Source organism: Fructobacillus cardui (genome assembly GCF_963580785.1).
GTDB lineage: Bacteria > Bacillota > Bacilli > Lactobacillales > Lactobacillaceae > Fructobacillus > Fructobacillus cardui.
On the sequence record NZ_CAUZLS010000004.1, the window covers coordinates 146,581 to 165,353 of the forward strand.

The window sequence follows — 18,773 nt, forward strand, 5'->3', positions numbered from 1 at the left end:
ACATAAACCCTTTAAACGTTGATCTATCAACAAGTATGCATGCGCGATCCGGGAGTCGAACCCGGATTGCAAGAACCGGAATCTTACGTGCTATCCATTACACTAACCGCGCGAACTAGATAATTATAACCTACTTTGCGGGAATTTCCAAGTATGTTTCACCGATTTTTTCAAAAGAAACTTGGCCGGCAAAGCGGTTGGTTAGTTCTTCCTCAAAGGCTTTTACCTGGTCCGGGGCAACTGCTACTTGGTGGTGGACGGCAGTGTCAAAATTAGTTGCAAAGACTGGGTATTCTTCTTGTTTCAACCAATACGTCAGCTGATCATTATTTTGATAATCAATATCAATTTGAATCTTTTCTCTCCAAAGGCGTTCGACCAAACCGGCCTCGTCTAACCCCTGGGCAACAGTCCCAGCATAGGCCCGGATTAAACCACCCGCGCCAAGCTTAATGCCCCCAAAGTAGCGGGTGACCATGGCCAGAATATTGTGGACCTGGCGTTTCTGCAAGACTTCGAGCATCGGAACGCCCGCCGTTCCAGAAGGCTCACCATTGTCCGAATAGCGCTTAATTTCATCGTTGTCGCCAATCACATAAGCAAAGACATTGTGATTTGCTTTGTGGTGTTCCTTGGAGATCTGCTCGATGTAAGTTTGTGCTTGCTCTTCGGATTCGATGCGAAAGAAGTAAACGATAAAGTCTGATTTTTTAATTGTTTGTTGCCAGGAATAATTATCCAAAGCGAGTAAGTAAAAAGGTTCCATAGCACGTATTATAACATGACCAAATCAGAAAGAAGGTAGAAAAATGAATGCTGAGAAGCTCTATGGTCGCCTAGTAACTTGGCCAAAAGCGATTGCTCCACCGCTACCTTGTCAAACATTACCTGCCTTTAAGCAGGGGGTCTGCCAGCGTTGTGGTCAAAAGGAACGGGCAAGGCTTGCCAATAATGGCTTTTATTGCTTAAAGTGTCTGAACATGGGCAGAATTGCGACCAATGATTGTTTACTGACGATTCCTGAACCAAATCTCTTTCAAGCCAAGAGTCATCTCAGATGGAACGGTCAGTTAACCAAGCAGCAAGAACAGGTTAGCCAAGATTTGATGGAGAGCTATAATAGGCGAGAAAATCGGTTAGTCTGGGCGGTCACCGGTGCTGGTAAAACAGAAATGCTTTTTCCATTAATTGATTACGCACTGCGGGGAAAGGGGCGGGTTGCCATTTTGACGCCGAGGGTCGATGTGGTCCTCGAACTAGCGCCACGATTAGAAGCGGCTTTTGATTGTCCAATTCAAGTTCTCTATGGGCAACATGGTAGCCAATACCAGTATAGCCAGTTGGTTTTGGCGACGACCCATCAAGCGCTCCGTTTTTACCGTGCCTTTGATTTATTAATTATTGATGAGGTTGATGCTTTTCCTTTTCGTGGTGATGCTGCTTTGTCTTACGCCGTTTTGCGAGCACAAAAAATTCGCGCGAGTGTTGTTTATCTAACGGCGACGCCAACGGCTGATTTGAAGCGCTTAGTCACACAGAAGAAATTAGCCCAGTCCTATCTGCCGCAACGTTTCCATCAAGGCCTCTTACCACAAATTCAGGTGAAGCGTGTTGGTAACTGGCGCAAGCACCCACCAAAGAAGTTATTAACCTCTGTTCAATTATGGGCCAATCAACAGAATCCCTTTTTGATTTTCGTACCACGGGTGAAGGATTTAGTGCGAGTTTTTGATTATCTGCAAAGGTTTCAGACGCTTAAGGGGACAACCGTCCATGCCTCTGATCCTGACCGTGCCGAAAAAGTCCATGATTTGCGGTCTGGTGCCTACCGGTATTTAGTTACGACGACGATTCTAGAACGTGGAGTCACATTACCTGCCTTGGAAGTGGTGATTCTGGGTGCTGATGATTCCGTTTTTTCAACAGCGGCGCTTGTCCAAATTGCAGGACGGGTGGGACGGTCTAAAGAGCACCCCGATGGCCTTGTCTTAGCACTCGTACAGGAGCCGACACTTAAATTATGGGCGGCTCGTCAGCAAATTGCTGATTTGAACAATCGGGCAAAACAGGTGGCCGGTGTGCCAACTGATTGCCTGGAAGGAGATGAAAATTGAATTGCACACTCTGCCAAGAGGACTTTCAATCGTCAGTCACGATTGGCCAGTTGGTTTTCAATAAGAGTCAGGCCAAGCAGTTATTGTGCCCGGAGTGCTTAAATAGTTTTGTTCATTTAAGAGGGACGCTTTGCAGCGGGTGCGGCCGTCAATTGGCGGATTCAATTCCGACTGCGAGCTCACCGCTGATTTGCTTAGATTGTCAGACTTGGCAAAATCAGGGTTACCACTTGCTTGGCCACCAAGCACTCTATGTTTACAACCAACCATTAAGGGAGTACATGTCCCGCTATAAGTTTATGGGCGATTATCGGCTTGCCACCGTGTTTCAAAAGGAGATGCGTCAAATGCTTCGGTGCTCGGTAAAAGACAAGCAGATTGACTTCGTTATCCCTATTCCGGTGAGCAAGGAACGATTTTTACAAAGGGGTTTCAATCAGGTTAATCCATGGCTTTTGCGTTCTGCCAAAGACGTGTTAGAAATCTTTAATCACAGTAAGGTTGACCAATCTAGCTTGGATCGAGCAGGCCGACTCAACACGCCACAACCATTTGTCATTGCTGCAAAGCAAGCTAGATTGGTGGCAGGTAAAAGAGTTTTGGTTGTTGATGACGTTTATACCACCGGACGAACACTTTACCATGCGGCGGACTGCCTTTATCAGATTGGTGCTCGTTTTGTGTCGTCAGCGTCATTAGCCCGTTGATTTGTTTTTGACGTTGAAGGTCGGGGTAGGAGAAAGTGTTTGTAAGAACTCCTATTCTGGATTGCTGCTTTAGCTCCTCTGTTATAAAATAAAACGAATAGAAGGAGAAATTTCATGCCACCACTTTTGACTTTGACCACAACGATTGCCGCCATCTATTTTGTCTTTTACCTGATTCGTCCGATTGATTTTGGCAAGTTACTACCAAAGAATCCTTTGCAGGCAGCCGTGCTCAAAGTAGTTGTTGCGACGAGCCTCGGATTTTTGTTGGCGACAGCCTTGGTATCGCTTTTAAATTCGGCCTTACAACTGCCCGGCACTCTCCTAAAAGATTTCTAAGAGATACCGGCCGAAACTGGTCAAGTATGATATAATTTAAAGGATTGTAGGGGACTGTCTTTTCTTTTGGACCCTACCGAACATGAATTTTGGAGAAATAATAACCATGGCAAGAGATATTGGAATTGATTTGGGAACCGCCAACGTTTTGATTTACGTTGAAGGCGAAGGTGTGGTCCTTAATGAACCTTCCGTTGTCGCCGTTGACGACAAGACTGACCGTGTTTTGGCCGTTGGGGCTGAAGCCTATCGGATGGTCGGCCGGACACCTGGAAACATCCGGGCCGTTCGTCCTTTGAAGGATGGAGTCATCTCTGACTTCGATATTACAGAAGCGATGTTAACTTACTTTGTTAACAAGTTGAATGTTAAAGGCTTTATGTCAAAGCCAAACATCATGATCTGTGCACCAACAAACATTAGTGAAATTGAACGTAAGGCAATTATTCAAGCTGCTGAAAAGGCCGGCGGTGCCAAGGTTTACTTGGATTACGAACCAAAGGTTGCCGCTATTGGCGCTGGTTTGGATATCTTTAAGCCGGTTGGTTCAATGGTTATCGATATGGGTGGTGGAACTTCTGATATCGCTATCTTGTCATTGGGTGACATTGTTGTTTCCGAATCAATCCGGGTTGCCGGTGATCGCATGAACACCGATATCGTCAATTACTTGAAGCGCGAACACGGCTTGATTGTTGGAGAGCGCTCAGCAGAAACCATTAAGATTGAAATCGGTTCTGCCTTGAAGTCTGACACGCCACAGACAATGACTGTTCGTGGTCGTGACAATTTTGAAGGCATGCCACAAACCATCACTGTGAACTCAAACGAAATTGAAGAAGCCTTGCATGACACATTGGTTCAAATTGCTGACGCTGCACACTTGGCTTTGTCAAAGTTGCCGCCTGAATTGGCAGCTGACATCATCGATCGTGGTGTGATGTTGACTGGTGGAGGCGCTTTGCTCGATGGGATGGACAAGTTCATTGCTGACCGTTTGACGGTTCCTGTTTTTGTTTCAGAATCACCATTGGACAACGTAGCCAAGGGAACTGGGGCATTGTTGGAACACATGATGTCGAAGAAATAAGGAGTAGTCATGAGCAAGAAAAATCAGAGCTTTGGCGTATCTTTAGTAACAAAGGACGACGAAATCCAGGTTTTGGTTGATGATCAACTGGTTGGCAAAATCGAACAAAATCAGGGTGGCTATACTGGTGTTTTAGGCAAGCAGGTTGTCATTGCCAGCGCTCAATCGACCGATGAAGCCTTGCAGGCAATTCTCGCATCATTCAATCTCTACCATTAATTTTTTAAAAGAATCCTTTGCCACGGCAAAGGGTTTTTGTACATAGAACTACCTAAAATTTTGTGCAAAAGGAAGATTCACCATGCAGCGTATCGCATCACATAAAACAGACCGGCCATCTGCTTCAGAGTTGGACTGGGGCATGATTTTAATTTTAATCTTGCTGATGTTAATTGGTCTGTATTCCCTGTACTTTGCTATTTTAAACGGAGGTAAAGACGCCTCGCCCATTAAAGCTGTTATTATGCAGATTGTTTACTGGATTGCTGGTGGCGTGCTGATTGCCTTCATCATGCACTTTGATGCCTTCCAGCTCTGGCGATTAGCCCCATTGCTCTATGCCATGTCCTTTGTCTTGCTGATTGCTGTTCTGATTTTTTACAATCGGGCTTTGTATGCGAATGCTGGTGCTAAGTCGTGGATTGTTATCGGGCCGGTTTCGATTCAACCAGCGGAATTTGTAAAACCGTTTTACATTGTGATGTTAGCGAAGATTGTTGCCACTCATAATCGTTTGTATCCAACGCACCGGGTTGATTCCGATTGGTTGTTAATTGCTAAGATTGCGGGATGCTTCTTACCGTTGGCTTTCTTAATCGCCTTACAAAACGATTTGGGAACGCTCCTTGTCTTTATGGCTATCACGGCTGGAATTGTCGTTGTTTCCGGTATTACCTGGCGGATTCTTGGACCTGTTTTTGCGGGCGTGGGTGTCTTAGGCGCTGGTATGATTTTCTTGGTGGCCTCAACCATTGGTCGAACCATCCTTGGGGCCTTGGGGTTCCAGTCTTACCAATTTGCTCGAATTGATGCCTGGTTGCACCCTGGACAAGATACTTCTAATACCGGTTATCAGACATATCAAAACCTCAAGGCAATCGGGTCTGGTCAACTTTTTGGGTCTGGTTTTGGTAACATGAAAGTCTTTGTGCCTGTTCGTGAATCGGATATGATTTTCTCAGTAATGGGTGAGTCCTTTGGTTTCATTGGGGGTGCCTTCTTAATCGCTTTGTACTTCTTTTTGATTTATCGCATGATTAAGGCAGCATTTAAGGCGAAAAACGCCTTTTATGCCTATATTGCGACAGGAGTCATTATGATGGTTTTGTTCCACGTCTTTGAAAACATTGGGATGAACATCGGTCTCTTACCATTGACAGGAATTCCGCTACCCTTTATTTCACAGGGAGGGTCGTCGCTGGTTTCGAATATGATTGGAGTCGGGCTGATAATGTCGATGTCTTATCAGCAGCAAAGCCGAACGTTCAACGATTCGAACGAATTTAATTTGTAAAAGGGTGCTATGGAAGAACTTGCTGCAATTCATGAAAAAACACGGGTCTTATTGTCACAGCTACGCAGTGGGGATGTTTATGAATCACTGCCTGAGTTACTCTTTGTCTTAAAGGAAAATGCGGATATGGAGCCGGCTGAGCCAACCCCTCGTCCCAGAGACTCGATGGCTGCCATTGAACAAATGCAGGTTTACCAGGATGTTTGGTCAGCCAATCATGAGGAATCAAATCAATTTGTGGCTGATGATGACTTGCGAGCATTCGTGGACCAGTTGTCTTCACCGAGTGCAAAGATTCGTGATACTGGTGCATTCTTCTTTCTTGGTAATGCCATCCAAAACGGTCATCTCAGCCACCAGCAATTAGACTGGTTGACGGCTGAAATGATTAGCGACGAGCATTTACTCACTCAAATTTTGCAGGAAGAAAATGATGGTGCTTATGGTCGTTCCTTTGCACTGGCTATTCTTTCGATTTTATTGATGGCTGATCAGCAAGCTGCTGAGCCTTTTATTGGCCCAGAGTTGATGATGGCAATCGTTGAACAGGTTAGCCTGTATACTCTGCTAGAGCGGGATACTCGCGGTTTCGTTCCTGGTCATGGATGGATTCATGCTTATACTCATTTAGCAAATATACTGGGTGCTATTTTTGACCGGACGGATGTTCCACGGTCTGACAAGCTGTTCTTGTTGGCTTGTATTATGACCAATTTCCGTCAATTAAATACACCGCTAACGATGGGGGAGCTGAACCGCCAAGTCGGTACCATCTTGCGCTTAAGTCGGAAGCATAGCCTTTATGCCGATTATTTACTGCTGTCATTAAAGTTGTGGCGGCAAGACCTTGTGAACGAGCCCTTTGCACAAACTCGGTCACGCTGGCAGAAATTATATAATCGAGTTGATTTCTTCCAGCAAATTTTAGCTTTTGGTCAAGACCAGGTGCCTGAAAAGGTCTGGTCATATGTCCAAGAGACTAAGAATTACCTTTCTTAATTGTCTTCGTCTCGCCAAATTGGCGAATGAAAAAATATTAACCCATGACGTCCGCCTTTTTGGTGGGCAAATAAAGGAATTTTGTTATGAGCAAAAAACATGTTGTGTTGTTGTTTGGTGGGAACTCGTCTGAGCACGATGTTTCCAAGCGGTCTGCCTATAATTACTACCAGGCCCTAAAGGAAACGGGCAAGTATGACCTTTCGGTCGTAGCGATTGCCCAAAACGGTTTTTTCTTGGATGCTAAGCGGTCATTTGAAATTATGAACCAAGCCGACGAGGCACCCCTGGTTGCTGAATACATGGAAAGCATTAATCCAACGGAAACGCTGGCCCCAATTGCTGCCTTGAAGGATTTGCCCCCAATCGATATCTTTTTCCCAGTTGTTCACGGTAATCTGGGTGAAGATGGGACACTTCAGGGACTTTTCCGTCTCTTGAAAAAGCCGTACGTTGGTGCTGCCTTGCGCGGCCACGCGATTTCCTTTGATAAGGTGATTACTAAGGAAATTTTGACGGCAAACGGTATACGCAATACCAAGTACCTGGTTACTTATCAAAATGATGACCAGCCACTAACTTGGGCAACCGTTGAAAAAGAATTAGGCTCACCGGTCTTTGTTAAGGCTGCTAACCAGGGATCATCTGTTGGTATTTCACGGGCAGAAAATGAGGCTGAATATCAGGCTGCCTTAGCTGACTCCTTCAAATATGATCGCAAAGTCCTGGTTGAAGCAGCCGTTAATGGTCCTCGTGAATTAGAAGTTGGTGTTATCGGTAACGATGACATCTTGGTTTCCGAAATCGGTGCCCACCAAGTTCCGGACCAGGGTGGCGATGGTAAGGGCTGGTACGACTACAAATCAAAGTTTGTGGATAACTCAGCCGTTGCCTTTGAGATTCCTGCCAAATTGCCAGAAGATGTTACGGCTGAAATTAAAGCCATGGCAAAGAAGGCTTACCAGGTCTTGAACTTGGCTGGAGAGGCCCGGATGGACTTCTTGATTGATGAAAATAATGTTCCTTATTTGGGAGAACCAAATACGCTGCCAGGATTTACGAACATGTCTTTGTTCAAGCGCCTTTGGGATTATTCCGATATTAACAACGCTAAGTTGGCCGACATGATGGTACAATATGGTTTTGAAGCTTACGAAAAGGAACAACAAATTTCTTATTCATTCGAATCATTGGGTGAAGAGAAGGTTGGAACTTTTAACGGTCAATAATTAATAATATTAAATAAAAAATGTCCCTTGCATAAAAGCAAGGGACGTTTTTTTACTGATTTTTACTTTTGAGCGAGCTTTTCGCAACGAACAACCAAGACGTCGATTGTTGCCATTCGAGTGACGAAAGCAGTGACAGAACCAACAACTAAACGCTCAACGGTGTTGAGTCCAGTTGCGCCAATCACAATCAAATCAGCTTTGATTTCTTTTGGAATATCGGTTGCAATCATGGTCTTTGGTGAACCATAGTCAATCCGATATGAAACGTTTGAGAGGCCGGCATCAGTAGCCTCCTTCTTGTAAGTTTCCAATGATTGACGGGCATCTTCTGTGATGGTATCAATCATGGTGTTATCAAAGGATGTGATGTTTTGAATGGCACGAGTATCAATGACATTAGCAATCACTAATTCAACGTTGCCGTCTTCTTTTGCCAGGGTAATTGCGCGCTTTAAGGCCGCCTCAGCTTCCTTTGAGCCATCCACTGGAACCAAAATCTTTTGGTAAGACTGTGTCATCGTAAAGACCTCTCTTTCTTTCTAGGTTCATTATAAGTCTTTTAAGACGAAATAAAAAGTGGTCTCTATGGAATAGAAAATTAGTTGGTATTAAAAGTTGGCTCAGTTCTTTTTATATCAGTATGAATCCACAAAAAAAGCCCGCCCGAAGGCGAGCCGTGGGTCATGCCCACGATACTCTATTGGTACCGTTAATCGCTACTCAGATTTTCCTCGAAATTATCGAGGTGGGCGTTTCACCGGGGGCTTTGACTACCGAACGAAAGGGCATGCCATGACCTGAGGATTCCCGTCCAAAATAAAAAGGTTGTAAGGAAAAAGCTGTTAATGTAGCAATGCGTATACCAGAGTATTCACTAATAGTATACTGATTTTGTCTAAAAATACTAGTCTTGACATTCTGATTTTTGTGAGTAATGACCAACAAAAATTGTCATTAAAAATCAGATTGGTATTGTTTATTTTAAGCCGCGACGCTGTTGGTTTTTGAGACTTTGGTTGACGTCTTTTAACTGCTGCTCGAAATTCGAGTTACCCTTCGGCTGGAAGTAGGCATCATCCTTGATGGCATCTGGGAGGTATTGCTGAGCAACCCAGTCATTGGGGAAGTCGTGAGGGTAGATGTAGTCGTTACCATGGCCGAGTTTCTCGGCGCCCTTGTAGTGACTATCGCGCAGATGGTCTGGGATAGCCTGGGCCTTTGAGCGGCCTGCTTGAGCGATGGCAGCATCCATCGCGGTGTAGGCTGAATTTGATTTGGGCGATAATGCTAACTCAATAATGGCATTGGCCAGTGGAATCCGTGCCTCGGGCAGCCCTAATTTTTCAGCAGTTTGAATCGCTGTAACGGCACGTTGAGCGCCATTCGGGTTGGCGAGGCCGATATCCTCGTAGGCAATCACAATCAGTCGGCGAACCAGGATTTGTAGGTCACCGGCAATAATCAGTCGGGCGGCGTAGTGCAGGGCCGCATCGACATCTGATCCTCGAATAGATTTTTGCAAGGCCGAAATAATGTCATAGTGGGCATCGCCATTCTTGTCGGCGACGAGTGACTGCCTCTGAGTCGTTTCTTCAACGACCTCCAAGGTCACCTGGATAATTCCGTTTGCATCCGGCTTGGTCGAAAGGACTGCTAATTCCAAGGAATTTAGGGCGGAGCGAAGGTCGCCGTTAGTTGCCTGGCTAAGGTGGGTGAGGGCTTCTTCGCTTAGATTAACTTGGTAGTTGCCAAGTCCGTTTTCTTTATCTGTCAATGCCTGTTTGATGGCTTTTTTGATGTCTTGGTCACTCAAAGGTTGGACTTGGAAAATTTGGGTTCGGGAACGAATGGCTGGCGTGACGTTTAAGTATGGGTTCTCCGTTGTTGCCCCAATCAAGATAATCGCGCCCGATTCGAGGTGAGGGAGGAGAAAGTCTTGCTTGACCTTGTTGAGACGATGAATTTCATCCAAAAGAAGGACAACTGTCCCCGACATTTTTGCTTCTTCAGCAACGACCTGTAAGTCCTTTTGCGAATCGGTTGCCGCGTTCAGGGCTCGAAAGGCAAAGTTTGTCGAACCGGCAATGGCCGAGGCAATCGAAGTCTTACCAGTTCCGGGTGGGCCATAAAGAATCATTGATGAAAGACGCTTGGCTTCCACCATCCGCCAAATGATTTTATTTTCGCCGACTAGGTCTTCTTGGCCAACGATTTTTTCAATTTTTGTTGGCCGCATCCGGTAGGCCAGTGGTTTTTGTCCGGGCATGAAGGCTCCTTTATCAGTATGGCTTTGTCTTGATAAAAAAGAAGCCGGTTGAAACCGGCTTCGTCAGGTTACAGGTCAATTGATTCCTGGTTTACGGCTGATTTTGCCGCAAGAATGACCGCGTAGGGGTTATCAGTTTGTGTTGTTCTTTCAAAATCGGATAAAAGGGTATAGGGGTGATTGGTGCTGACGGCCATTTGCAAGTAGTTGATGTAGGCATCACCACAAGCATCCTGGTCAATCAGTAAGGTCGTATCTGGCCAGTTGGCCATCCGTGCCTTGAGTTCATCTTGAACTTGGCTATCGTCGGCCTTTGATTCTTTAACGGCCGCGACTACTCGTTCACGAAAAGTGCCTAGGTAAAGGCGCTGTTCATCAGGGTTAATCTTGGGACCACCATTACCTTGCTGCCCCTGTTCTAAACGGCTGTTAACATCATCCATTGGGTTATCCTCCAATTACTTTACTACAGACAATTATACGGAAAAAGCTGTGGAGATTAAAGGCTTGTCTGCTATTTTTGGGTGTTATCCAACATTTGTCGGTTGATTAACCTAGTCTATTGAATGCTGTTAATGAAAAATCAGAAGCGGTGAAGATTTTATTAGAATTGGTCTAGTAAATCCAGTGAAACTTTGTCCCGTTTCATCAGTGGACATGTCAAAAAATCCATGTTATATTGATTTCGAAAATTGAATACGAATTATCTGGGGTGCCGACTGGCTGAGATTATACCCATTGAACCTGATTAGATTAACGTCTGCGTAGGAAGATAGTGATGATAGTTTTTTTGTAAGCTGTTTTTGCGTTTTTTGACGTAGAAACAGCTTTTTTGTTCAATTTTTAACAAAAGGGGATAGCAGCTGCAAGGGAAAACTGATTTTTGGCGGTCAGACCCAGAAGGGAGAAAAGAGATGGTCACAATTAATGGCGAACATATTGACAACATCGCTGGTGGAACGGTTTTGAGTTTACTTGAAGAACAAAACCGTCATCAGGACAATGTGGTTGTTGAACTCAATGGTCAAATTTTATCGAAAGCGGCTTTGGCTGAAACGGTGCTGGTTGAGAACGACAAAGTGGCAATTATTGCTTTTGTAGGTGGGGGTTAGGAAAAATGACAACGATTGCAATTGACGGCCAGGCGGTGGAATCCGTCTACCTAAAAATGAAGGATCGCAATGTAGCTGACAGTCAGGAAAAGTTGGCAGCTGCTCATGTGACGATTGCCGGTTCAGGGGGATTGGGGTCTAATATTGCCATTGCGCTGGCCCGGGCCGGGGTTGGTCATTTGACCTTGATTGATTTTGATGAAATTGAACATAGCAACTTGAACCGTCAGCAGTTTAAGCTAAGCCAGGTTGGCTTACCAAAGGTGTTGGCCCTGAAACAAAACATCCTGGAGTTTAACCCCTTTGTTGAGGTGACGACTTGGCAGGAACGAGTGACGGAGGACAATGTGTTGGACCTCTTCACCGGTGCCAATATTATCTGTGAAGCTTTTGATGATCAAAATGCGAAAGCAATGCTATTACGGCGGGCGCAAGAGGTTTTGCCAGAAACGCCGATCGTGATGGGCAACGGCTTAGCCGGTGTTCACGACGCTAATCAAATTCAAACCGTCCGGCAAAGTAACCATGTTTACCTTTGTGGTGATGGCCAAACCAAGGGAGCAGAAGGTTTGATGGCCGCTCGTGTTCTGATTTGTGCGGGTCATCAGGCGAACCAAATCCTACGTTTAATTCTAGAAAAAGAGACAGTAGAGGAGTAAAAAATGTCGACAAATGATCCATTGGTCATCGGTGGCCACCAGTTTGAATCACGCTTTATTTTGGGTTCTGGTAAGTACTCATACGAGCTGATTGACTCAGCGGTTAACCATGCCAAAGCGGAAATTATCACGATGGCTCTTCGCCGAACGAGTATAGCTGAGGAAAACATTTTAAACTTTATTCCGCAGGGAACAACAATCTTGCCAAACACTTCGGGGTGCACGAACGCTGAGGAGGCAATCCGGATGGCGCGAATTGCTCGTGAGCTGAGTGGGAGTGATTTTATTAAACTAGAAGTGATTCCTGATAAGCAGTATTTGATGCCCGATAACTATGAAACGTTAAAGACAACCGAAGTCTTGGCCAAGGAAGGCTTTATTGTCATGCCTTATGTCTTGCCTGATTTCAATATTGCAAAGCAATTAGTCGATGCAGGTGCTGCTGCCGTCATGCCATTGGGAGCACCAATTGGCACTAATAAGGGCCTTTCAAACAAAGATTTGATTCAAATTTTGGTCGACGAGATTGACCTGCCAATTATTGTGGATGCCGGAATCGGCCGTCCCAGTCAAGCGGCCGAAGCAATGGAAATGGGTGTCGATGCCATCATGGCTAATACGGCAATGGCAACAGCGGGGGACATTCCCCTGATGGCCGAAGCCTTTCACTTAGCGATTGAGGCTGGTCGCAAGGCTTACCTGGCAAAACCAGGACGAATATTGACGAAAAAGGCTGCACCATCATCACCGCTGGCAGGTGTGAGCCTTGGTTAGAAAGGAAAGGAGTGGCCATGATCCAGCCGAAACGGGCAAGGCTTCATCTATCATTAGCACAGAAAATCATCTTGATTAATTTTCTTGGTTGGGTTTTTATCTATGCCGATCGAACAATCTTAAATCCAGTGATGCCGGAAATTCAACGGTCTTTTGGTCTGAGCCATGCTGAATTGGGACTGATTTCATCTGTTTTTTTTTAACCTATACGGTTAGTCAGTTACCATTTTCACGTTTGGCTGATGGTCACTCGAAGAAGCTTGTTGTCGCTTTGGGCTTTTTCTTCTTTGCAGTAATGACTTTTCTATCGGGTATCGTGCCAACCTTTACTCTTTTTCTATTGGTGCGATCTCTGGTTGGTTTAGGTCAGGGCAGCTTTTACGGTCCGGCCTATGGATTAATTAATGAAAACCTTAGTGACCGCCATGCAACTTTGGGCATGGCCATTATTAATAGCGGGCAGGGTGTTGGACAGATTCTTGGCACCTTGCTGGCTAGTACGTTGGTAATTCAAAATCAGGACCACTGGTCAACCCCCTTTTTAGTGCTTGCCTTACCGACGGTGATGGTCGGTTTCCTGTACCTGTATGGCCTACCTAAAGAGGGCCGGCCAATTCGGTATGGGGGAAAGTCGGTGAATGCACGCGGTGGCCAACAGCAATCGCTCATCTCGTCGTTAGCAGCAAAATTAGCGCCAAAAATTTGGCGACCGTTTTTCAAACGGCCACTAGTTGGTGCCTATTGGCTTTTGTTTTGCTCGATTTATGGCCAGATTGCCATGTTAACTTGGTTGCCAACCTTTTTGTTGGGAATGAAAAATATTGACCAACGCTTTGTCGGTTTGATTGCTTCGATTGTGCCCTTGATTGCGATTCCAAGTGCCTTAATTTTGGCGAAAAAATTAGATCAAACAGCACATGCTAGACGATTTCTGTACCTTTTTGTACCGTTGTCGGCCTTGGCATTGGTGTTAGGCAGTCTGAGTCAAAATTCAACGCAGATTGTTTTGGCACTGATTTTGTATGGGTTGACCGGGAAAATGACGATTGACCCACTGTTGCTGCAAGTTATTCGTCGCCATGCACCAAAGGGGCGAGTCGCAACAACCTTTGGGCTCTATAACTTTATGGGGATGTTGGCCTCGATTACGGCGTCATATCTGACGGGCTGGTTAACGGATGTGACTGGAACTTTTTCGGTTGGTTTTGATTTAGCAGCGGCCTTGCTGTTGTTGGGGTTACTTGGTTTTGGATTGAGTCAGAGAAATGCAGGATAAAAAAATTACCGACCTTTTGGAGAGTTTTCAAGCAATTGGTCGCACGAAAAATCAGGGTTATACGCGGACGGTTTATGACCAGGCCTGGTGTCAGGCACAGAAGCAGTGTGTCAACATTATCAAGGAATTGGGACTGGTACCCTGGGTTGATGAAATTGGCAACTTGTATGCGACTGCTGATTTAACTTGGCCCAAAGAACCTGTAATTTTGGTTGGTTCGCACCTGGATACTGTTGTCGATGGTGGCCTATATGATGGCCTTTATGGCGCTTTAGCTGCTGTCTTGTCGGTTAGTCAGGTGACCAAATCAGAACAACGTTTGCGACAGCCACTCGTTGCCGTTATTTTTTCAGAAGAGGAAGGATCACGCTTTGATGCGACTTTTACGGGCTCACAATATTTACTTGAACGGGATTTGAAGGGCTTTGATGCCTTGGATGATGTTCAGGGACAGACCTTCGGCCAAGTTCGTCAAGCTGCGGTGGCTGCCCTGAGTCCCTTTGTTCAAACGGCGTCATGCTTAAAGATTACCCAATACCTAGAACTGCATATTGAACAGGGGCCGATTTTAGAGAATACGGGGATCAATATTGGTATTGTAACGACCATTGTTGGTCAGGAACGCTTTTTGATTCAGTTGGTGGGGCAGGCTAACCATGCTGGAACAACACCAATGGATTGCCGTGATGATGCCTGCCAACAAGCAGTTAGTTTGTTGGCGGACCTCTACCGTGAGTTAGCGCAGATTCCTGATTTACGCTACACCATTGGCAAAGTTCAGTTGGAGCCTAATGTAGCCAATGTGATTCCTGGCCTAGTTACTTTTTCGTTGGACTTACGCCACCAAGACCAGTCGGTTTTGTCAGAAGCTGTTGGTGTGGTGGCCAAACTAGTGGACCAGTATCGGGCAAAACTTGAGCGGACTACGGCAGTTATGCCCACCCAAATGGATATGGGTCTTCAGGGGGAGATTGCGGAAGCATGCCAATCAGTTGGTCTGACGCACCAATTCTTATCATCTGGTGCAGGTCATGATGCGCAGGTGATGGGGGAACAAGTGCCGACTGCCATGATTTTTGTCCCCAGCGTTGGCGGGGTTAGTCATGTACCAGATGAGAAGACAACACCAGCAGATTTGGAAAATGGCCAACGGGTTTTGACGGCCGTTTTGGCAAAATTAGTGGGGTAGTATGAACAAGACGAACCATTCCTCAAATATAACGGGGGATGGTTCTTTTGTGCTGTTTGATTCGTGAAAGATGAAAGTGTGGGTGGGGACGCTTTTAATTGGTAACGTTGCCCTTTTCAACGATTGTGTGGGTTATCTCTGGTCTGATTTTTTCAAGGTAAATTTAGAATGGAGGTGTAAGACTCTTGATAAAGAAAATAAGTCAAAACCCTTGGTAAGCTTGACTTCCAGTCGAAAACTATTCATAAAAGAATGGTTAGTCAACAAGATAAGGATTATTGTTGTTTTCTTAGGATTAGTGGGATCGCGATGCCAAAGCCAATCATAAGAGCACCAATTGTTGACCATGCGGATTGATGAACTTTGATGCTCACAAATGTGATGATTAAGCCCAAGATGATGTAGGAGGCACCGAAAGACAGTGATAACTTTTTGCGTTTACTTTGTTCCGTTATTGTTTTTAGTTTTTCCATACTGGTAATAGCCACCCAAGTAATAACAAATATGATGAACATGTTAATGAGCCAAGACATGATTTCTCTCCAATTATTGATATAATTGTTCTAGTTTAACATGTTTTTTTGGAATGAAGCCTAACCGTCTAAAGTCGACCTCTGCAACTAGTTTACAACCGAATTATTTGAGCAAAGAAAAAAGCCACTGCATAAGCAGTGACTTTTCAACCAGAAAGAGTTAATTAAATTAGCCCAAACGGTTGTAGTATTCGACGATCAAGGCTTCGTTGATGTCAGCATCCAATTCTTCACGTTCTGGCAAACGAACGAAAGTACCTTCAAGCTTGTCAGCATCAAATGAAACGAATTGTGGACGTGAAACTACTGATTCAACAGCGATTTGGATAGGCACAATGTTCTTTGACTTTTCACGAACAGAGATAACCTGACCAGGAACAACTTCGTATGATGGAATATCAACGCGCTTACCATCAACCAAGATGTGACCGTGGTTAACCAATTGACGTGCTTGTTGGCGAGTAGTTGCCAAACCAAGACGGTAAACCAATGAGTCCAAACGGCGTTCCAAGAAGATCATGAAGTTGGTACCGTGAGTACCTTGACGAACCTTGCCGGCCTTGTTGAACAATGAGTGGAATTGACGTTCAGTCAAACCATAAGTGAAACGCAACTTTTGCTTTTCGCGCAATTGCATTCCATATTCAGAAACCTTTCCACGACGGCCTTGGCCATGGTCACCAGGTGCGTAGGCACGACGTGACAATTCCTTACCAGTTCCAGAAAGTGAAACACCCAAACGACGTGAGATACGCCATTTTGGTCCAGTATAACGTGACATGTATATGTCCTCCAAAATGTATTTTGCTGTACATTTGAGGGTCGGCACCAGATGCGTGCAGCGTCAAGAAAAATCGTTTCTCAGTGACTGTAGCCAAGTCCTTACTAACGAGTTTGGACGTTGTTGACGCGCTTCTTTACCGACTGCTACTCAATACAACTTCAACAAGTATAGCAAATCAGAAGAAGATTAGCAAGGGAAAATTGATGGTAAAACCCAGCCATCGTCGATTCTTTTGCAATCTTTTTGTAAAATCTAGACTGAAAAGAGTAAAAAATCTTAAGAAAGGGATAAAAGGAAGTAAATGGGTCTGATTTCATCAAACAATAGTGTATGGTGGACTTAATTAGTAAATAAAGCTGAGGGTTTAGTACATATGTGGATTATTATTGCAATTATCGTGATTATCGCTATCTTAATCGGCCTTGGTTGGGCGGTTTTGATACAGCGCCAAGCCGCCGCACAGGTAGGTGATTTTAGCATGGCTAAAAAAGCGCTCATGGATGAAGACATCGCAACTGATTTAGCCGCCGCACGGAAGGTCGCATTAGCAGGCCAGGCTTTGCAAAATTTCCAAGAAACGGAAAAGATTTACCGTGACTTGCGCAACCATCGTTTTGCGGCGATTGATGCGGAAATCAATCGAGCAATGCAACTGAGCGCAGGTTTGAACGTTAGGAAAACAAGGAAGTCATTACAATCTTTATTGGATCAAATGACGGAAGCTGCTGCCTTGCAAAAACAGGTTGTTTCAGGACTGGAAGATATTCAGCAAGAAAATCAAATTCAACGTCAGGCAATCGATCAATTACACGGTGACTTTGACGATATTACGGATCGGTTAACAGCTACAGATAATCCTTACGGCCCCAGTGCCCCTGCTCTATTAGCCTTTTTATTTGATGAAGAAGAAGAGTACCAACGCTATCAAGAACTAATTGAGTCTGGAGACCGAGTCAAGGCAGCCCAAAAGTTTGAAGAGGTGGGGATGATTGCTGGTCAAGTGCTCGATTATATGCAGAACCTGCCAATTTTAGTTACCACCTTTAATGAAAAATACTTGGATCAGATTAACGAGTTAAACACGAGTTGGCACGATTTGACGGATCGTGGCGTTGTTTTTGCAGAAGGTGTTGTTGAGGAAGCCTTGAATGAAGTCGATGACCTGCGCCTCCAAGGACTCAAGGCGATTGCAGGTTTGAAAGTCAAGGAAGCAAATACTATTTCAACGACTTTGAACCAGAAGATTCAAGAATTGTATGACCTTATGGAAGAAGAATATCAGGCTTATCACCGTTACTTTAAGCAGCAAGAACGTGTGAATATGGAATTTGATCGGGTTAAGGAACAAAACCATTCTTTGCTCCTTGAGCTAACTTATTTGAAGGGACGCTTTATCCTTGGCCATGAAGAAGAAGACCGCCAAGCTAGTTATCACCATGATATTGAAGGCTTAGTGTTGAGCCAACAAGAAGTTCAACGAGCCTTAAAGGAAGGCAGTCAGACATACAGCTGGGCGGTTACGCGCCAAGAAAATTGGTTTTCAATTTTGAGCCAATTAGATAGTGACCAGGTCGCCTTGTACCATCAAATTGAAGAGTTCCAACCCGCTTTGAAGTCTGCTAAGGAGCACACGGCTGGCTATATTGATCAAATTCGCGGTGTGAAGCGATCGCTTGAACGTCGCGACTTGCCGGGGTTACCTGAGGATTTTCTACAAAAATTTTTTGCAGTGAGTGACGAAATTACGCGTCTAGACGAGGCTGTGTACGCAGGTGAAGTTGATCTGGACGATGTGCAGCGTCAATTAAACATTGTTGCTGCTGACTTTGATACCTTAAAGGAACAGGCCCACGATGTGATTATCGCTGCTGATTTGGCTGTTTCACTGCTTCAGTACGCTAATCGTTACCGCGAACAAGACGAAGGAGTTGCGAAGGCGTTGAAGGTGGGGCAAAAGCTTTACCAAGTCGATTTTGATTACGATGGTGTGATTAAAGAGATGAAGCCAGTCTTGCAAGTGGCTGAGCCCGGAGCCTTCGAGCGTCTCCAGAAAAATCAGGACCCGGTTCTTCTATAAGGCAGATTACAAGTTTAATTCGAACGCATCCGTAAAAACTTCCAATGGTGTTTGATAATGATGTAATTTCATGGGCCGCTTGTTAATGAGTTCAACCGCCTCATATAAT

21 protein-coding genes, 1 tRNA gene, 1 pseudogene and 1 riboswitch are annotated in these 18,773 nt (G+C 45.0%); of the genes and pseudogenes, 15 read left to right on the plus strand and 8 right to left on the minus strand.

Translation table 11 applies throughout. The annotated features are described in order from the left end of the window. Positions 1-40: 40 nt before the first annotated feature. Positions 41-112: transfer RNA gene (locus tag AABI20_RS05170), tRNA-Arg, on the minus strand. Positions 113-130: 18 nt separating this feature from the next. After that, positions 131-766, minus strand: a complete 636-nt coding sequence (locus AABI20_RS05175) for a YigZ family protein (RefSeq protein ID WP_047974698.1) — start codon at positions 764-766, stop codon at positions 131-133. Between the two features lie 43 nt (positions 767-809). Between AABI20_RS05175 and AABI20_RS05180 the strand changes: the two genes are divergently transcribed. The 8 genes from AABI20_RS05180 to AABI20_RS05215 all read left to right on the plus strand — a co-directional run bounded on the left by AABI20_RS05180 (position 810) and on the right by AABI20_RS05215 (position 7,991). Continuing rightward, positions 810-2,114 (plus strand): ATP-dependent helicase ComFA, encoded by a 1,305-nt coding sequence (locus AABI20_RS05180; protein ID WP_338346973.1) that lies wholly within the window; start codon positions 810-812, stop codon positions 2,112-2,114. A 152-nt stretch (positions 2,115-2,266) separates the two neighbouring features. Further along, on the plus strand, positions 2,267-2,821 hold the full coding sequence (locus AABI20_RS05185; protein ID WP_288847005.1) for a ComF family protein: 555 nt from the start codon (positions 2,267-2,269) through the stop codon (positions 2,819-2,821). A gap of 114 nt (positions 2,822-2,935) precedes the next feature. After that, positions 2,936-3,160 carry a DUF1146 family protein gene (locus tag AABI20_RS05190; protein ID WP_047974700.1) on the plus strand — a complete coding sequence of 75 codons (225 nt, stop codon included), beginning with the start codon at positions 2,936-2,938 and terminating at the stop codon, positions 3,158-3,160. Between the two features lie 106 nt (positions 3,161-3,266). After that, entirely contained in the window at positions 3,267-4,250 is a 984-nt protein-coding gene (gene mreB / locus AABI20_RS05195; RefSeq protein WP_047974701.1) for a rod shape-determining protein, read from the plus strand. A 9-nt stretch (positions 4,251-4,259) separates the two neighbouring features. Further along, the gene (locus AABI20_RS05200; RefSeq protein ID WP_288847007.1) at positions 4,260-4,469 is read left to right on the plus strand and encodes a DUF2969 family protein; all 210 of its coding nucleotides are present in this window, start codon (positions 4,260-4,262) and stop codon (positions 4,467-4,469) included. 82 nt (positions 4,470-4,551) lie between these two features. Further along, positions 4,552-5,763 (plus strand): FtsW/RodA/SpoVE family cell cycle protein, encoded by a 1,212-nt coding sequence (locus AABI20_RS05205; RefSeq protein WP_047974703.1) that lies wholly within the window; start codon positions 4,552-4,554, stop codon positions 5,761-5,763. A gap of 9 nt (positions 5,764-5,772) precedes the next feature. Then, entirely contained in the window at positions 5,773-6,762 is a 990-nt protein-coding gene (locus AABI20_RS05210; RefSeq protein WP_047974704.1) for a DUF2785 domain-containing protein, read from the plus strand. Positions 6,763-6,848: 86 nt separating this feature from the next. Further along, positions 6,849-7,991, plus strand: coding sequence for a D-alanine--D-alanine ligase family protein (locus tag AABI20_RS05215; RefSeq protein WP_047974705.1), 1,143 nt, complete (start codon positions 6,849-6,851; stop codon positions 7,989-7,991). 62 nt (positions 7,992-8,053) lie between these two features. Here the strand turns inward: AABI20_RS05215 and AABI20_RS05220 are convergent, their stop codons facing one another. The 3 genes from AABI20_RS05220 to AABI20_RS05230 form a co-directional block, all read right to left on the minus strand. Further along, positions 8,054-8,512, minus strand: coding sequence for a universal stress protein (locus tag AABI20_RS05220; protein WP_047974706.1), 459 nt, complete (start codon positions 8,510-8,512; stop codon positions 8,054-8,056). Positions 8,513-8,970: 458 nt separating this feature from the next. Beyond that, positions 8,971-10,260: a replication-associated recombination protein A gene (locus tag AABI20_RS05225; RefSeq protein WP_338346975.1), complete on the minus strand. Its 1,290-nt coding sequence runs from the start codon at positions 10,258-10,260 to the stop codon at positions 8,971-8,973. Between the two features lie 68 nt (positions 10,261-10,328). After that, a complete protein-coding gene (locus tag AABI20_RS05230; protein ID WP_047974708.1) occupies positions 10,329-10,703 on the minus strand; it encodes a DUF1694 domain-containing protein in 375 nt (124 codons plus the stop codon). A gap of 255 nt (positions 10,704-10,958) precedes the next feature. Further along, positions 10,959-11,048, plus strand: a riboswitch (TPP riboswitch). Between the two features lie 126 nt (positions 11,049-11,174). Here AABI20_RS05230 and thiS point away from each other — a divergent pair. Genes thiS through AABI20_RS05260 form a run of 6 tightly spaced genes read left to right on the plus strand, consistent with a single transcriptional unit; the run spans position 11,175 to position 15,270 of the window. After that, positions 11,175-11,372, plus strand: a complete 198-nt coding sequence (gene thiS / locus AABI20_RS05235) for a sulfur carrier protein ThiS (RefSeq protein WP_338346976.1) — start codon at positions 11,175-11,177, stop codon at positions 11,370-11,372. 5 nt (positions 11,373-11,377) lie between these two features. Then, the gene (gene thiF / locus AABI20_RS05240; RefSeq protein ID WP_288847011.1) at positions 11,378-12,031 is read left to right on the plus strand and encodes a sulfur carrier protein ThiS adenylyltransferase ThiF; all 654 of its coding nucleotides are present in this window, start codon (positions 11,378-11,380) and stop codon (positions 12,029-12,031) included. Between the two features lie 3 nt (positions 12,032-12,034). After that, positions 12,035-12,805 (plus strand): thiazole synthase, encoded by a 771-nt coding sequence (locus tag AABI20_RS05245; RefSeq protein WP_047974711.1) that lies wholly within the window; start codon positions 12,035-12,037, stop codon positions 12,803-12,805. Positions 12,806-12,822: 17 nt separating this feature from the next. After that, entirely contained in the window at positions 12,823-13,008 is a 186-nt protein-coding gene (locus AABI20_RS05250) for a hypothetical protein (protein WP_053068928.1), read from the plus strand. A gap of 32 nt (positions 13,009-13,040) precedes the next feature. Further along, complete coding sequence (locus AABI20_RS05255; protein ID WP_338346978.1) at positions 13,041-14,081, plus strand: MFS transporter; 1,041 nt, start codon at positions 13,041-13,043, stop codon at positions 14,079-14,081. After that, complete coding sequence (locus tag AABI20_RS05260) at positions 14,071-15,270, plus strand: Zn-dependent hydrolase (RefSeq protein ID WP_338346980.1); 1,200 nt, start codon at positions 14,071-14,073, stop codon at positions 15,268-15,270. The genes AABI20_RS05255 and AABI20_RS05260 overlap by 11 nt, the downstream gene beginning before the upstream one ends. Before the next feature lie 275 nt (positions 15,271-15,545). On the opposite strand, the gene AABI20_RS05265 is transcribed toward AABI20_RS05260, so the two are convergent. Together AABI20_RS05265 and rpsD are read right to left on the minus strand one after the other, a co-directional pair. Beyond that, positions 15,546-15,803, minus strand: coding sequence for a hypothetical protein (locus AABI20_RS05265; RefSeq protein ID WP_047974712.1), 258 nt, complete (start codon positions 15,801-15,803; stop codon positions 15,546-15,548). A gap of 169 nt (positions 15,804-15,972) precedes the next feature. Then, positions 15,973-16,584: a 30S ribosomal protein S4 gene (gene rpsD / locus AABI20_RS05270; protein WP_047974713.1), complete on the minus strand. Its 612-nt coding sequence runs from the start codon at positions 16,582-16,584 to the stop codon at positions 15,973-15,975. 376 nt (positions 16,585-16,960) lie between these two features. On the opposite strand from rpsD, the gene AABI20_RS05275 reads away from it, so the two are divergent. Then, positions 16,961-18,664: a septation ring formation regulator EzrA gene (locus AABI20_RS05275; RefSeq protein WP_288847017.1), complete on the plus strand. Its 1,704-nt coding sequence runs from the start codon at positions 16,961-16,963 to the stop codon at positions 18,662-18,664. 6 nt (positions 18,665-18,670) lie between these two features. Here the strand turns inward: AABI20_RS05275 and AABI20_RS07600 are convergent. After that, a pseudogene (locus AABI20_RS07600) lies at positions 18,671-18,773 on the minus strand (IS30 family transposase); the annotation flags it as partial.

Excerpts from the sequence above, each read along its gene's own strand:
- thiS (WP_338346976.1), top strand. The coding sequence starts at position 11,175 with ATGGTCACAATTAATGGCGAACATATTGACAACATCGCTGGTGGAACG.
- AABI20_RS05260 (WP_338346980.1), top strand. The coding sequence starts at position 14,071 with ATGCAGGATAAAAAAATTACCGACCTTTTGGAGAGTTTTCAAGCAATT.
- AABI20_RS05250 (WP_053068928.1), top strand. The coding sequence starts at position 12,823 with ATGATCCAGCCGAAACGGGCAAGGCTTCATCTATCATTAGCACAGAAA.
- AABI20_RS05175 (WP_047974698.1), bottom strand. The coding sequence starts at position 766 with ATGGAACCTTTTTACTTACTCGCTTTGGATAATTATTCCTGGCAACAA.
- AABI20_RS05200 (WP_288847007.1), top strand. The coding sequence starts at position 4,260 with ATGAGCAAGAAAAATCAGAGCTTTGGCGTATCTTTAGTAACAAAGGAC.
- AABI20_RS05275 (WP_288847017.1), top strand. The coding sequence starts at position 16,961 with ATGTGGATTATTATTGCAATTATCGTGATTATCGCTATCTTAATCGGC.
- AABI20_RS05230 (WP_047974708.1), bottom strand. The coding sequence starts at position 10,703 with ATGGATGATGTTAACAGCCGTTTAGAACAGGGGCAGCAAGGTAATGGT.
- AABI20_RS05245 (WP_047974711.1), top strand. The coding sequence starts at position 12,035 with ATGTCGACAAATGATCCATTGGTCATCGGTGGCCACCAGTTTGAATCA.
- AABI20_RS05190 (WP_047974700.1), top strand. The coding sequence starts at position 2,936 with ATGCCACCACTTTTGACTTTGACCACAACGATTGCCGCCATCTATTTT.
- AABI20_RS05215 (WP_047974705.1), top strand. The coding sequence starts at position 6,849 with ATGAGCAAAAAACATGTTGTGTTGTTGTTTGGTGGGAACTCGTCTGAG.
- AABI20_RS05265 (WP_047974712.1), bottom strand. The coding sequence starts at position 15,803 with ATGTCTTGGCTCATTAACATGTTCATCATATTTGTTATTACTTGGGTG.
- AABI20_RS05180 (WP_338346973.1), top strand. The coding sequence starts at position 810 with ATGAATGCTGAGAAGCTCTATGGTCGCCTAGTAACTTGGCCAAAAGCG.
- mreB (WP_047974701.1), top strand. The coding sequence starts at position 3,267 with ATGGCAAGAGATATTGGAATTGATTTGGGAACCGCCAACGTTTTGATT.
- rpsD (WP_047974713.1), bottom strand. The coding sequence starts at position 16,584 with ATGTCACGTTATACTGGACCAAAATGGCGTATCTCACGTCGTTTGGGT.
- AABI20_RS05205 (WP_047974703.1), top strand. The coding sequence starts at position 4,552 with ATGCAGCGTATCGCATCACATAAAACAGACCGGCCATCTGCTTCAGAG.
- AABI20_RS05220 (WP_047974706.1), bottom strand. The coding sequence starts at position 8,512 with ATGACACAGTCTTACCAAAAGATTTTGGTTCCAGTGGATGGCTCAAAG.
- thiF (WP_288847011.1), top strand. The coding sequence starts at position 11,378 with ATGACAACGATTGCAATTGACGGCCAGGCGGTGGAATCCGTCTACCTA.
- AABI20_RS05225 (WP_338346975.1), bottom strand. The coding sequence starts at position 10,260 with ATGCCCGGACAAAAACCACTGGCCTACCGGATGCGGCCAACAAAAATT.
- AABI20_RS05210 (WP_047974704.1), top strand. The coding sequence starts at position 5,773 with ATGGAAGAACTTGCTGCAATTCATGAAAAAACACGGGTCTTATTGTCA.